A 13417-nucleotide genomic window follows, 5' to 3' on the forward strand; every position below is an offset into this window, starting at 1 on the left:
GGCATCACCCATTATTGGAGTTGTTCTGATGCGGATTGATAATCAGGTCAGGCGATCTAGCCAGCCATTCGCTGAGCGAGCGGCGCGTACACTTCGCCGGAAAACAGTCGACGCGCCGTGCGTACCACCGAGGCCCGGATAGTCTGCCGATCAGGTCCCACGTAACTCATTGCGACGTCGATGGCCCCGCTCGGGTGTTCGATTCGCACGTGCTGCAGGCGCTCGCCGCCACTGCTGCCAAGCAACTGCGCGACCACCGTGGCGTCACTGACACAGGCTGTTGCCAGGCCGATCGAACCAGTGATCGCCAGCGCCTTGTGACAGTTATGCGGCATGAAGTAACGGACCTTAAGTGTGCCGCCTGCGCTGGGCAGGGAGACCAGCACAGGTTTGGGGATCACCTTGTCGCTGACATCACCCAGCCCCATCGCCACGCCGGCCTTGAGCCGCAATGCCTCGAGCCTGCGCAGAAACTCGGTGTCTGCATCCAGCTCAGCGGGGCTCTCGTCGCCGCGTTTGCCCAACAACGAGGCCTCGATGATGACCATCGGCATCGCCATGTCGATGCAGGTCACCGGCACGCCGTCGAAGACATCGGTCTGTTGGCCGGTCGGAAACAGCTTGCCGGTCTTGCTGCCCGCCGCGTCGAGAAACGTCAGTTGCACAGGTGCGGCAGAACCGGGCACGCCGTCGATCTGCGTGTCACCGTCGTAGCTGACCTGACCGCCCGGCGTGTTGACGTCGGCGCAGACAAACGTACCGGTGTTGAGGTTGCGAATCCGCACCTGGGTGACATCACCGGTCGCCGCCACCAACCCGTGCTCGACCGCGAAAGGCCCGACCGCACAGAGCATGTTGCCGCAGTTGGGTGCAGTGTCGACACGGCGCTGGGACACCATCACCTGCACGAACAGGTAATCGACGTCGGCATCAGGGTGCGGAGACAGGCTGACAATGGCGACCTTGCTGGTCTGCGGACTGCCGCCTCCAATGCCATCGATTTCCAGCTCATGCCCCGAGCCCATGACAGCCAGCAGCAGTTCGTCACGTTCGGCCGTTGAAACAGGTAGATCACTGGCGAGGAATACCGGCCCCTTGGAGGTGCCGCCGCGCATAAGAACGCAGGGAATCGGTTGCATAAAATCTGACTCTTAGTGATCAATTGGAGGCATTGATGCGTTGAAAGCAAGAGTCACACGGATGTTCAGGTTTTATCCAATGCAAAGATCGTAGCCATTATTCCACTTAACGAAATAATTTAAGCTCACCAAATGGCCCTTCCATGCTCGGCAGCGAGGAATAAATCTTGGAATATGAACTGCAGGATATCCGATCTTTCGTGAAGATCGCCGAACTTGGCAGCTTTCACGAAGCTGCCGACGTGCTGCATATTTCGCAACCGGCACTCACGCGGCGCATCAAGAAGCTGGAACACGGCCTGGGCACGTCCTTGCTGGACCGCACCACGCGAAGGGTCAGCCTGACGAGCGTAGGCCGGGATTTCTTTCCCAAGGCACGACGTCTGCTGGATGACTTCGAGGATTCGATTCTCAACATCCGTGAACTGGCCGAGCGTCAGATTGGTCAGGTCACCCTCGCCTGCATCCCGACCGCCGCGTTCTATTTCCTGCCCAGCGTGATCCGGCTGTACAACGAGCGTTATCCCCAGATCCGCATCCGCCTGCTCGACCTGAGCGCCAACGAAGGTCTGGAAGCGGTGCTGCGGGGTGAGGCGGACTTCGGCATCAACATGATGAGCGGGCAGCACCCCGACATTGAATTCGTGCCACTGGTGAAAGAGCCGTTCGTACTGGCGTGCCGGCGTGATCATGAACTGGCAAAGCGTGAATCGGTGGCCTGGATTGAGCTGAGCGATTACCGGTTGATCGGTGTAGGACGCCTGAGCGGTAACCGGATGATCCTCGACCACGCCCTCGCCGGGCTCGGCTGGCGTCCGAAATGGTTCTACGAAGTGCAGCATTTGTCGACGTCATTGGGAATGGTCGAAGCAGGCCTGGGCATCTCGGCCATGCCCAGCCTGGCGATGCCCGCCGACGATCACCCGACGCTGGTGAGTGTTCCGCTGGTTGATCCGGTAGTGATCAGAACCCTGGGGCTCGTCTCCAGACGCGGCGCATCGCTGTCCCCCGCGGCCGAGAAATTCGTCGCGATGCTGTTGGAGCAGTGGCCGCAATAACGGCTGACGAAACAGGCATGGATGGCCGGTAAAACGAACCTTGTCTCAATGCGCGAACAGCAACCGACACTCCAGGCCCGGCGCGCTGTCGATAAAGGCGATGTCACCTTTGAGCTGCTGAGCGAGTGACCGAATGATGCGCATGCCGACAGACGAGTTTTTCCTGACCTCAAACCCCTGCGGCAGCCCCTTGCCCTGATCCGCCACGATCAGACGGATCTGGCCATCCACCATTTTCAGGCTGATGCTGACACTGCCGGGGGTTGTTGCGTCGTAAGCGTATTTCAAGGCGTTGGTGATCAGCTCGTTGAGAATCAGCGCCAGCGGGATGGCCTTGTCCAACGACAACACGACGTTGTCCAGGTCCACCACAAAGAACGTCTGACTGGATGCCGAGCCCTGGATGCCTGCAATGACTTGCGCCAGATAGGCGCCTGCGTTCACGGCTTCCACCTGATCGGCCTGATACAGCTTTTCATGGACCGCTGCGATGCTGGTGATGCGCCTGCAGGTGTCGACCAGCGCCGCCTGGGCCTGTGGATCGCTCATTTGCCTGATCTGAAGTTGAATCAGGCCGATGATCAATTGCAGGTGGTTTTTGGTGCGGTGGTTGACTTCCTTGAGCAGCATTTCCTTCTGCAACAGCAACTGATCCTTCTCAAGAAGCGATCGCCGCAACTCAAGCTGGGTCATGACCTGCCTGGCCAGCACCACGAGTGCAGACTGCTGTTCGTCTGTCAGCGTTCGCGGCTGACGGTCCAGTATGCACAGCGTGCCCAGGCCATGACCTTCAGCGGTTTGCAGCAGGCACCCTGCATAGAAACGCAGCCCGGCGTCGGCGGTGACCAGCGGGTTGAGGCACATTCTGGGGTCTTCGCGCAGATCGGAAATGATCGTCAGTCCGGGCTGCAGCAGCACATGCCTGCAGATCGACACGTCCAGCGGCGTCTCGTCAATGCCCAGACCGACCTCGGCCTTGAACCATTGGCGGTGGTCTTCGATCAGGTTGACGACTGATATGGGAGCGCCGCATAACCTGGCCGCCAGTTCGACCAGGTCATCGAAGTCCGACTCCCGGGGCGTATCGAGAATGCCGTAGCTGCGCAGCGCAGCGAGACGCTCCGGGCTATCGGCTGTATCCGCGACGCGGGGACCTGGCATTGGTTGGTTCCTGTCATCAAATACGGGAAAGACGCCCGGCATTGGCGAGCCTTCGGCCGGGGTCTGAGCACCATGATGCACTTTTAACATCACTTGAGTCCGTAATTTATGGAATGATCGCGTGTCAGTGATGCTCACGTCGGGCCATGTGACCGCAAAAGTTTTCCAATCGCACAACTTCTGCCCAGCAAAACTGCCTGATACCTGAGGCCTTGTGAATCAAGCGCGTAAACGAGTCGACCGTATGAATACTGATGCGCCTGACATGGGGCCAATACATTCAGAACAATCGGGTTCTTCGACAGAAGAGAACTTCGAGCAGATGCAACTGGCACTGGACTCGGGCGCCGTCGTGGGCACTTGGGTCTGGGACGTGCCCGGCGACCTGCTCGTGGCAGATGAACGTTTCGCCCGCACCTTTGGATTGCCAAAACAGAACTGCCGTGACGGCTTACCGCTCGAATGCGTGATGGCCTCTATCCACCCTGACGATGTGATCCGGGTCGGGGACGCCATCACGGACATCCTGAACAGCGGCGACATTTTTCGCTGCGAATACCGGGTGATGCACAGGGATGGCGTTTACCGCTGGGTGGAAGCCAACAGCCGCATCGAGCGGGATAACGAGGGACAGGCGATACGCTGTCCCGGCGTGCTGCTGGATATCGAAGCGCGCCGCGCCGCCGAGCAGGAACGCGACCGTCTGACTTCGCTACTGCGCATTTTCACCGCGGCCGTTCCCGGTGTGGTCTACGCCAAGGACCTGGAAGGTCGAATGCTGGTGGCCAACCGCGGTACGGAAGCGCTGATTGGCAAGCCTCCGGAATTCTTCATCGGCAAAACCGACATGGATTTTCTGGAGGACAAGGACCAGGCGCGCATCATCATGCGGACCGACCGCCGGATCATGGACAGCAACACCAGCGAACAGATCGAGGAGCAGGTCAATCTCTCCGACGGTTCGACGGCTATCTTCCTGTCAACCAAGGCCCCGCTGCTGAATGACGATGGTGAAGTCATCGGCCTGATCGGCTCATCCATCGACGTGACCGCCAGAAAGCAGGCCGAGGTGGCCGTCAAGGAGCTCAATCAGACCCTTGAGCAACGCATCGAGCAGGCCATTCACGAACGTGAACAGGTCGAAGATGCCTTGCGGCACGCGCAGAAGATGGACGCCGTCGGCCAACTCACCGGCGGCATAGCCCACGACTTCAACAACCTGCTGGCCGGTATTTCGGGCAGCCTGGAAATGATTCAGACCCGCATGGCGCAAGGGCGTCTGGCCGACGTGGACAAATACGTAAGCGTGGCTCAGGGGGCCGTTCGAAGAGCGGCATCATTGACTCATCGTTTGCTGGCGTTTTCCCGACGTCAGACGCTGTCGCCCGAAGTCACGAACGTAAACACCCTCATTCATGGCATGGAAGAATTGATCGGCCGCACGGTCGGCCCTTCCATCGAGCTGCAAGTCGTGGCCGGGAAAGACGTGTGGCCTGCACTGATCGACCATGCGCAACTGGAAAACTCCCTGCTCAACCTGTGCCTGAACGCCCGCGACGCCATGCCCAACGGCGGCCGGATCATCATCGAAACCTCCAACGCGCTGCTGGATGAATGCGTTGATCCGGATCACGGCAACACGGCCGGGGAGCATCTGAGCATCCGCGTGACGGACACAGGTACCGGAATGAGCCCGGACACCGTGGCCAAGGCATTCGAGCCGTTCTTCACCACCAAGCCGATTGGCGCGGGGACCGGCCTGGGCCTGTCGATGGTGTATGGCTTCGTGAGGCAATCGGGCGGTCAGATCAAGGTCGAATCGGTCGAAGGCCAGGGCACGACCATTGTGATGCACCTGCCTCGTCACATTCCCGATGCGCGGCAACAGGTCGCCGACACGAACAACGAAGAAGCCGCCCTGCCTCGTCACGGTGAAACCGTGCTGGTGGTCGATGACGAACCGTCCGTGCGAATGCTGGTCGTCGAGGTGCTTAAGACCCAGGGCTATCAAGCGCTGGAGGCCGCCGATGCGAAGGCGGGCCTGGAGATTCTGCAATCGGACACGCACATTGATCTGTTGATCAGTGATGTCGGCCTGCCCGGCGGCATGAACGGCAGGGAAATGGCCGATGTCGCGCGAACGAAACGCCCGGCCCTGCCCACGCTGTTCATCACCGGTTACGCCGAGACCTCGGCACTGGACGGCTGCCACCTGCAGCCCAAGACTCAGATACTGACCAAGCCGTTCGGGCTGGAGGTGCTGGCGTCCAGAATCAAGGAACTGATCAGCGAACGCGGCCAGGAGCAGGGTCAGCCACGCGCCCTCAAGTGAAGCATGGGGTAGTGCTCGTAGTGGCCTATCCCTTGTTTGACGACGGGATCCTGTGACGTGAAGTCGCCGATCTCCTGATCATCGTCGATCTGATACAAGGACACGCCATAACCACCGTGCTCGTCCATGACCGGTCCATGCGCGACAATCACGCTCTTGTCGAGCAGCTCGTTCAGATAGGCTCCATGCTGCGCCATGAGGGCGCGTTCGATATCGGTCATCGTGGCGAGAAAGTCCGCCCTGGGCGGAAGGTATTTGCACAAATAGAACTTCATGGTCAGTCACCTGCAAGATAAGAAAGGATCGTACAAGGGCGTCGGGGCTATCGAGCCGAGGCGACACTCTTCAGGATCGAACTTTCGAAGACTTTGGGGGCGTGGTGCTGCAGGAACACGATCATTCCCGACATTTTGCCGACCGGGTTGCGAAACGGCGGCTTGCGGGTGCCTATCAGACTGATGATTTTCTCTACAACCGCGTCCGGCGCCTGCGCCTCGTTCAGGCCCTTCTGAGTCGCTGCGTCAGCCTTGCGCCGGTACTGATCGTACGCTTCGATCTGCTGACCTTTCGAAGCCACGGCATTCATCCCCAGTTTTGTTTTGAACCAGACAGGCTCGACCATACTGACGCTGATATTGAACGGGTCCAGCTCAAAGCGCAGCGACTTGAAGTAGCCTTCGACCGCGTGTTTGGACGCCGAGTAATAGGACAGGTTGGGCGGCCCTATCAAACCGACAATCGAGCTGACCGTGATGATCTGACCGCCCTTCTTGTCGCGCATGAATGGCAGCAGCGCATTCGTCAATCTGAGGGTGCCCCAGAAGTTGGTTTCAAACTGCTCCCGCGCTGCCTCGACAGGCGTTTCCTCGGCAATGCCGGTCAGCATGTAACCGGCGTTATTGATCAGCACATCGACGTGCGGGATGTTCGTGAACAGCTGCTCGACAAAGAGCTTGATGGACGCGTCATCGGTTACGTCAAGGCGTAGCAGTTTGAAGGGAAAACGGCCAGCGTGGTTCTGGGGATGACGGCTGGTGCCGATCACCTCGAAGCCCTGATCGTGTAGCCGGGTAGCGAGCAGGAGCCCGAAGCCTGAGGATGCGCCGGTAATCAACACTGTCTTTTTCATCTGGATGCCCTGAAGAGTCGCATGGGTGCCCGTTGTAAGGCTGCTCGGCGGGCTGTGACAGCGAAGCGATCATGATGAGTCATCAAGTGCCCCTGACGTTGGCCCGTGACAACAGATTGCTCGCGTCCCGGCCTTTTGACACTCGCACAACGCGCCAGAACGACTGCCCAACGCGCCAATTTTCAACACAGTGCGTTGGCGCCATCGGCTATTGTGATGGCACGATCGGCTACCTAGACTGCCCTTCAACGTGCAGACACTTGAGTGAGACGCCCATGAACGGCAGACGCAGCTCGACGCTGGAATATTCGGTTTGGCCAGGATGGCGACTGCTGATGCAGGACGCTGGCGTGACCGCGCCTCCAGTGCTGCGACGCGCGCAGTTGCCGGGCGACCTGTTCGCACGTCGCAGCGTGCGCCTGAACTCGGCCGACTTCTTTCGGTTGTGGGAGGCCATCGAGGCAGAAGCCCAGTCATTGCAACCCACGATTCCTACGCCACTGCAGATCGCACGGGTCATGTCCTCGGACTGGTTCGATCCCGAATTGTTTGCCGCGTTGTGCAGCGCTCACATGAGAGGGGCCATGGAGCGCCTCGCCACCTACATACGGCTGATCGCGCCGATGGCCATCCGCATGGTGCGCAACGATAAACACACCACCATTACGCTGGACTTCCTGACCGCTTCGCAGCCGCCGCCGGCCGTGTTTCTGATCTTCAAGATGGTGCTGTTTGTGCAATTGGCGCGACTGGCCACTCGCACCCAGATCAACCCACTGCAGATAAGCTGGCCATTGCCGGACGATTTCGAGAAAGACTCCGGCCTCTACGCAGCGTTTTTTGGCACCCCGGTCACTCACAGCGCTGTCACGACGCTGGTACTGGACAACGCCGACATGGACCGCCCGTTTCTGACCGAAAATCACAAAATGTGGCTGTTTTTCGAGCCCGACCTGCGTCAGCGCCTTTCGGATCTGGACAGAACCTGCGGCATGCTGGAACGGGTACGCAGCGCATTGCTGGAAAGCCTACCGGCCGGCGAGGTCTCGATGCAGGCGGTCGGTCGCAAACTGGGCGTCAGCACCCGCACCCTGCAACGCAGGCTGCAAGGTGAAGGCACCTCGTTTCAACAGATACTCGATACCCTGCGTGAGTCGCTGGCCTACCATTACCTGCGCAACACGGCCATGTCGAGTGCGGAAATTTCGTTCCTGCTGGGGTTCGAGGATGCCAATTCGTTTGCCAGAGCCTTTCAGTCATGGACCGGGAAAACGCCGGGGGCGGTGCGTCACGAGTTGGCTGTCGGCAATGCCCAGGACGTCGCCAGCGCCAGTCGGACGCCGGATTAGTGAGCCACCGTTGCTCGCAACACGTGCCACACCATTCATCACCCCGATCAACCCCGCGGCCGCCAGCAACAGCATTCAGCAGCAGGCATTATTGAGCGCCGTGCCACGTGAACTGCGTATGCCGTTGCCCAGATTCGAGTTCGGTAAGGCGCTGGCCGACCCGCTGGAAGCGCCCACCCGGCTGAGGCTGGAGCAAATACGCTGAGCCTGCAGGTCGAGAAAGCAACCGAGCATTTCGTGCTTGATCCGCGCCTGACTGCAAGACGTGGGTCAGCCTTTGAAGGAACTGAGCGACGCCGCTGGCAACGGCTGCCCGACCTGAGCCAATAAGGGCAGACTGAGCGTGATGTTGAACTGCTGATCGACACAATCGAGCTGTATCGTGCAACCGCAACGCTCGACGATGGCCTGCACAATGGCAAGTCCCAACCCACACCCGGAGCTTGTGCTGCTGCGCCAGAAACGCTTGGTCATGGATTGCAGGCTGTCTGCGGACAGCGTTGCACTGATATTTCTGACGCTGACGAACGCAAAATCGTTTTCACTTGTGAAGCTAGCCAGCACCTGAGTGTGTTCGGGGCTGTGGCGCAAGGCGTTGTCCAGCAGGTTACGTAACGCCAGCAGCAACGCCTGCTCACGACGCGACAGGTCGATCGCATCCCCGGCCAACCAGTTTTGCCAGGTGGATGGGTCGTGCGTCACGGCACCGTGCTCAATGATGTTCACCGCACGTCCGGTAGCGCGTCGTACCAGCGTATGCAGACGGGCGAACAGCTCGCGCAGATCGAACGGTTTGAGCAGGTAATCGTCAGCACCCGCTTCAAGTCCTTTGACGCGGTCATCAATGTCGTCACGCGAGGACGGGCTTGACGTTTGCGTGCAGCCGACCTGCCACGCCTTTGAGGCCCGCAGTCCCGATATAATGGCCACTCAGGCCCATACGTTGCCCGGTCCTCGCGGATATCGGTTTTTCCCGCGTGTTGATCGTCAGACGCTTCATGAGTTGATGGGCGTATCCGCTCAGGATTATGAGGCTGCGGTCACAATTGTCTGAAGTGCCTGAATACCTGAAATGAAGAACACCCGTGACAGGCCGATACAGCGTTATACGTAAACCCATTCAGGCGAAGACCATGATCACCCTTAACGTGCAGTTCGCCAGCGCCGCGCCGACATCGACGCTGAACACCGGCCTGAAGAGCGCAGCCGATGATGCTCTGGACGTATCCTCCGGCAGCACGGCAAAAGACCCCGCCGAAGGGGTCAAGGTGTCGCTGTCCAGCGTCAGCCTGCAAAAGGCCGCTGAGGACAACAGCGCCCATTGGAACAAGGACATTGAAGAGAGCGGACTGCCAGAACAGGCGCAAAGTGTCCTGAAGATAATTCGCAAGCTGCAGCAAAAGATCCGGGAAAAGCTTGAGGAGCTTCAGGCCCTCATGGCGGATACCAGCCTGAGCCCTGACGTGAAACGGGCTCGTGTCGCGGGCGTGCAATCCGAACTGGGGGCACTGACCAACAGCTTGATGAGCGCCAATAACACCCTGGCCAAGCTTTCCCGAAACGGAACACTGTCCAGCGAGCAGGCACAACAAGCCTCTGCACTGGCGATGAAGAGTTAAGCGCCAACGCTTGCCGGACACCTCGCTGCCGACTGAAAAGAAACCCTGCGCCTGGCTGGCACGCGGGCGCCGTATTTCTGCCACACGATCATCAGCGCCTCCATTGTCGGCCCCAGACCACGGGCCTTCTGAGTCATTTTGTAGGCTCTTTTGGCTCATCACGTCGCGCTGAAGCTGCCAAGTGCATTGGCGGCTTTAGCCATGGCGCTCGATGAAGACTCTTGCTCTTCAGAACGTCCCGCCCAATAAAAACCTTCCTCAACTACGGCGCAGAAGCTCAATCAACTTTCAGAATCCAACGTCTTTAAAGAATCTCAAAACAGAATGAATGATCTGTTTTGAAAAAAGGTAATTTATTCCAAAAATAAAAAATAAATTGAAATTTTAATTAAGAAATTTACTTAAAACCATAATTAATAACTTATATATTAAATATATTAGCAATTTAAATTTCAATTCAAGACAAATTTAAACACAAAAAACCGCCTCTCCTTTGCCGCTAGAGAACTTTATCCCCAGACTGCGGCCTTAACGCTCACGTCCGGTTTCCCTTATCACCCGACGCTAACTGACTGACACCTTCCTCTATCTGGAGAATTCCCGATGGCCAGACGCTTGCTGCCTCTCGCTGCCACCGTATTGATGTGCCTGATCAACTTGCCAGCCTCGGCTGCGGACAATCAGAACCCGTCACCCGCAACGTCCAACGCGCTTCGTGCGCAGGTCGATGCCAAGCGTCAGCACCTCACCGGTGCCGACGCCGTGCCCCAAGAACAACCGACTGGCGAACAAGCTCTGCTGGACGCCCCCATCGATACCGCAGACGCCCCCGTCGTGGATGCAAAGCCGTGAGTGTTGCGTTGACTCGCACATCACCCAAGCCGTTATCCGAGGAGTAGTACCGTGTCCATGATCAAACAAGGCCTGGGCCTGAGCGTTCTTGCGCTGAGCGTTGCCCAGGCAAGCGCGCTGTTCGCCGCCACCCCCATGACCGGCAACGAAGTCGAAGCCCGAGTGGGCGCGATGCTGGACAACATGACGCAATCGGAGAAGATCAATTTTTCTCGCGTCGACGACGGACGAATGATCCCCAAGCTGGACAAGTTCGGCCTGCAAGGCACCGTGGCCTATGACTCGTCGATGGGCGTGCTGGTCGGCGGCAAGACGTTCGGCGCGCAGTATCCGTCGCCTTCCGCACTGGCTGCGACCTGGAGCATCAACCGGGCCAAGGAGTTCGGTCTGGCGATCGGCTATGAAACCCGCATTGCGGGCGGCCAGCAGATGCTGTCTCCAGCCATCAACCTGTACCGCACACCGTTCAACGGACGTTCCGCCGAGTACATGAGCGGCGAGGACCCCTTCCTCGGCGCAGTGCTGGCGCCTGCGGTCACCAACGGTATTCAGGTGCAGGGCGTGCAGGCCGCCGCCAAGCATTATCTGATGAACGAACAGGAAGCCAACCGGCATTATCTGGACGTGAAGATCGACGAGCGCGCCATGCAGGAGCTGTATCTGCCAGGCTTCGAGTCACTGGTCAAAAACGCCAACATTGCCTCGGTCATGTGCGGCTACAACAAGATCAACGGCGAGTATGCCTGCGAGAATCACCACCTGATCACCGACATCCTGAAAGGCCAATGGGGCTTCCAGGGCAACGTGATGAGCGACTTCAACTCGGTTCAGGACGCGTTCAAGGGCGCCTGGGCGGGCACTGACATCGACATGCCGAGCGGCCTGCAATTTACCGAAGCCAAACTGCTGCCTTACGTCTGGAACGGCCAGTTGCACCAGAACGTGATCGACGACAAGGTCCGCCGCAACCTCCGGGCGCTGGTGAGCTACGGTTTCGACAAGAGCATCAACAAGGCGCAACCGCTGGTGCATCGCGAGTACGGTCAGGTGGCTGCGCTGAACATGGCCAGGGAATCCATCGTTCTGCTGCGCAACGAACCGGTGGACGGACAAAAACCGCTGCTGCCGCTGGCGAAGAACTCGAAGATTGCCGTCATCGGCGATCTGGCTGTTCAACCACCGACATCGCCTTTCGGGACCGCCTATTCCGTTCCGGCCAGCTACGTCACCGAACTCAGTGGCTTGAAGCAACTGGCGTCGAACACGGCCAATGTCGACTACATCAGCCAAATGAGCCTGAACCCGAAGTCGTCGGTCTGGTATCAGCCGGGCTCAGGCAAACAGGCCATCAGCAACGCAGGCGTCAAAGCCGAGTACTACGCCAACACCAGTCTGTCGGGCGATCCGGTGGCAACGCACATCGAGCCGGGCGTCAACCTGGACTGGATCACCAGCAGCAACGTGACCGACAACGGCACCAGCACCGTCAGCGGTTTCAACCCGGTGGCAGGTGCGTTCTCCGCCCGCTTCACTGGCAAGATCAAACCGACGATCACCGGCCCGCATGTGATCAAGGTCCGTGCCGATGGCGCGTACAAGCTGTGGATCAACGACGAACTGGTGGCCGAAGACGAAGGCGGACAGGTCTCGTTCGACCTGATCCCGGTTGTTCCTCGCGCGATCAAGACCGCCAGCCTGAAAGCCGGCAGCGAGTACAACGTGCGTCTGGAGTATCGCCGTCTCAAAGGCAACTTCACGCCGGTACTGGGCGGCATGAATGGCGTACAGATGAGCTGGGCGTCACTGCGCCCGCCGAAGAACCTGGCGGACTACGATGCCGTGGTCGTCGCGGCAGGCAGCAACTTCGAATATGAAGGCGAATCCCTCGACCATCCGTTCGAATTGCCACAGTTCCAGTCCGAGCTGATCAGCTTCGTACAGAAAGCCAACCCGAAAACCATCGTGGTGATGCACGGCGGTGGCGGCATGGACATGCAACCGTGGGCCAATAAGGTTGCAGCCACGTTGCACGCCTGGTTCCCCGGCCAGCAAGGCGGTCAGGCACTGGCTGAAATTCTGTTCGGCAAGGTCAACCCGTCCGGCAAACTGCCGATCACGCTGGACAGGAAGGTCGAGGACAACCCGAGCTACGCGTCGTACAAGGACCCGGTGCCGTACTATTTCAGCAGTGCCAACCCGCCCACTGAAATGACCTACAGCGAGGGCCTGTATCCGGGCTATCGTGGTTACGACAAGAAACACGCCACGCCGCTTTATCCGTTTGGTTTCGGTCTGTCTTACACGACGTATGAGTACAGCGACCTGAAGCTGTCGAGCAACGTGCTGGCACCCGGTTCGACCATCAACGCGACGTTCACGATCACCAATACCGGCGACAAGGCCGGATTCGAAGTCGCTCAGTTGTATGTGCAACCGTCAAAGCCGCAGGTTGATCGTCCCGAGAAAGAACTCAAAGGCTTCTCCAAGGTTTACCTGAAGCCGGGCGAAAGCAAGTCCGTCACCATTGCGCTGGACTCGCGTTCGTTCGCTTACTACGCGCCGGATTCGGTGAGCTGGAAAGTCGATCCGGGCAAGTTCAAGGTGCTGGTCGGCAAGGACTCGGAAAATCTGGCACTCAACCGCACCGTCGTCGCGCTCTACCCGGAGCAACTGACCACACGTGACTCCAACCCTCTCCCCGTTCCGCTGCGCAAGGCCGTTCAGGTCAAGCCGGAACAGGCTTACTGACAGGCAGCAATCGGTGGTCTTCGCGGCCAC

General features: G+C 58.9%; 11 protein-coding genes and 1 pseudogene. 7 read left to right on the forward strand and 5 right to left on the reverse strand.

The features are described from left to right. Window positions 1-56 precede the first annotated feature (56 nt). Window positions 57-1139 carry a 4-oxalomesaconate tautomerase gene (locus KDX39_RS19120; RefSeq protein WP_231661443.1) on the reverse strand — a complete coding sequence of 361 codons (1083 nt, stop codon included), beginning with the start codon at window positions 1137-1139 and terminating at the stop codon, window positions 57-59. Between the two features lie 167 nt (window positions 1140-1306). Here KDX39_RS19120 and KDX39_RS19125 point away from each other — a divergent pair, with 167 nt between their 5' ends. Beyond that, a complete protein-coding gene (locus KDX39_RS19125; RefSeq protein ID WP_231661444.1) occupies window positions 1307-2197 on the forward strand; it encodes a LysR family transcriptional regulator in 891 nt (296 codons plus the stop codon). Window positions 2198-2242: 45 nt separating this feature from the next. Here KDX39_RS19125 and KDX39_RS19130 read toward each other — a convergent pair whose 3' ends face one another. Then, a complete protein-coding gene (locus KDX39_RS19130) occupies window positions 2243-3358 on the reverse strand; it encodes a sensor histidine kinase (protein ID WP_231661445.1) in 1116 nt (371 codons plus the stop codon). Window positions 3359-3623: 265 nt separating this feature from the next. Here KDX39_RS19130 and KDX39_RS19135 point away from each other — a divergent pair, with 265 nt between their 5' ends. After that, the gene (locus tag KDX39_RS19135; RefSeq protein WP_231661579.1) at window positions 3624-5690 is read left to right on the forward strand and encodes a hybrid sensor histidine kinase/response regulator; all 2067 of its coding nucleotides are present in this window, start codon (window positions 3624-3626) and stop codon (window positions 5688-5690) included. Here the strand turns inward: KDX39_RS19135 and KDX39_RS19140 are convergent. After that, window positions 5669-5965 (reverse strand): YciI family protein, encoded by a 297-nt coding sequence (locus KDX39_RS19140; RefSeq protein WP_231661446.1) that lies wholly within the window; start codon window positions 5963-5965, stop codon window positions 5669-5671. The two genes, KDX39_RS19135 and KDX39_RS19140, sit on opposite strands and share 22 nt — an antisense overlap. 47 nt (window positions 5966-6012) lie before the next feature. After that, the gene (locus KDX39_RS19145) at window positions 6013-6819 is read right to left on the reverse strand and encodes an SDR family oxidoreductase (RefSeq protein WP_231661447.1); all 807 of its coding nucleotides are present in this window, start codon (window positions 6817-6819) and stop codon (window positions 6013-6015) included. Window positions 6820-7094: 275 nt separating this feature from the next. Here KDX39_RS19145 and KDX39_RS19150 point away from each other — a divergent pair, with 275 nt between their 5' ends. Continuing rightward, window positions 7095-8168: a helix-turn-helix domain-containing protein gene (locus KDX39_RS19150; RefSeq protein ID WP_231661448.1), complete on the forward strand. Its 1074-nt coding sequence runs from the start codon at window positions 7095-7097 to the stop codon at window positions 8166-8168. Between the two features lie 10 nt (window positions 8169-8178). Next, window positions 8179-8373, forward strand: a complete 195-nt coding sequence (locus KDX39_RS19155; RefSeq protein WP_231661449.1) for a hypothetical protein — start codon at window positions 8179-8181, stop codon at window positions 8371-8373. A gap of 65 nt (window positions 8374-8438) precedes the next feature. Here the strand turns inward: KDX39_RS19155 and KDX39_RS19160 are convergent. Continuing rightward, window positions 8439-9023, reverse strand: a pseudogene (locus KDX39_RS19160) (ATP-binding protein); the annotation flags it as partial. A gap of 278 nt (window positions 9024-9301) precedes the next feature. Here KDX39_RS19160 and KDX39_RS19170 point away from each other — a divergent pair. The 3 genes from KDX39_RS19170 to KDX39_RS19180 all read left to right on the forward strand — a co-directional run bounded on the left by KDX39_RS19170 (window position 9302) and on the right by KDX39_RS19180 (window position 13387). Continuing rightward, window positions 9302-9787: a hypothetical protein gene (locus KDX39_RS19170; protein WP_231661450.1), complete on the forward strand. Its 486-nt coding sequence runs from the start codon at window positions 9302-9304 to the stop codon at window positions 9785-9787. A gap of 603 nt (window positions 9788-10390) precedes the next feature. Then, the gene (locus tag KDX39_RS19175) at window positions 10391-10639 is read left to right on the forward strand and encodes a hypothetical protein (RefSeq protein WP_231661451.1); all 249 of its coding nucleotides are present in this window, start codon (window positions 10391-10393) and stop codon (window positions 10637-10639) included. 57 nt (window positions 10640-10696) lie between these two features. Next, window positions 10697-13387 carry a glycoside hydrolase family 3 C-terminal domain-containing protein gene (locus KDX39_RS19180; protein WP_231661581.1) on the forward strand — a complete coding sequence of 897 codons (2691 nt, stop codon included), beginning with the start codon at window positions 10697-10699 and terminating at the stop codon, window positions 13385-13387. Window positions 13388-13417 lie beyond the last annotated feature (30 nt).

Origin of the sequence: Pseudomonas sp. CDFA 610, assembly GCF_021147865.1 — a bacterium.
In the GTDB taxonomy this organism is placed as follows: domain Bacteria; phylum Pseudomonadota; class Gammaproteobacteria; order Pseudomonadales; family Pseudomonadaceae; genus Aquipseudomonas; species Aquipseudomonas alliivorans.

Bases quoted from the DNA above. Each gene is read 5' to 3' on its own strand.
- KDX39_RS19130 (WP_231661445.1), bottom strand. From the start codon at position 3,358: ATGCCAGGTCCCCGCGTCGCGGATACAGCCGATAGCCCGGAGCGTCTC.
- KDX39_RS19150 (WP_231661448.1), top strand. From the start codon at position 7,095: ATGAACGGCAGACGCAGCTCGACGCTGGAATATTCGGTTTGGCCAGGA.
- KDX39_RS19175 (WP_231661451.1), top strand. From the start codon at position 10,391: ATGGCCAGACGCTTGCTGCCTCTCGCTGCCACCGTATTGATGTGCCTG.
- KDX39_RS19170 (WP_231661450.1), top strand. From the start codon at position 9,302: ATGATCACCCTTAACGTGCAGTTCGCCAGCGCCGCGCCGACATCGACG.
- KDX39_RS19135 (WP_231661579.1), top strand. From the start codon at position 3,624: ATGGGGCCAATACATTCAGAACAATCGGGTTCTTCGACAGAAGAGAAC.
- KDX39_RS19145 (WP_231661447.1), bottom strand. From the start codon at position 6,819: ATGAAAAAGACAGTGTTGATTACCGGCGCATCCTCAGGCTTCGGGCTC.
- KDX39_RS19180 (WP_231661581.1), top strand. From the start codon at position 10,697: ATGATCAAACAAGGCCTGGGCCTGAGCGTTCTTGCGCTGAGCGTTGCC.
- KDX39_RS19140 (WP_231661446.1), bottom strand. From the start codon at position 5,965: ATGAAGTTCTATTTGTGCAAATACCTTCCGCCCAGGGCGGACTTTCTC.
- KDX39_RS19120 (WP_231661443.1), bottom strand. From the start codon at position 1,139: ATGCAACCGATTCCCTGCGTTCTTATGCGCGGCGGCACCTCCAAGGGG.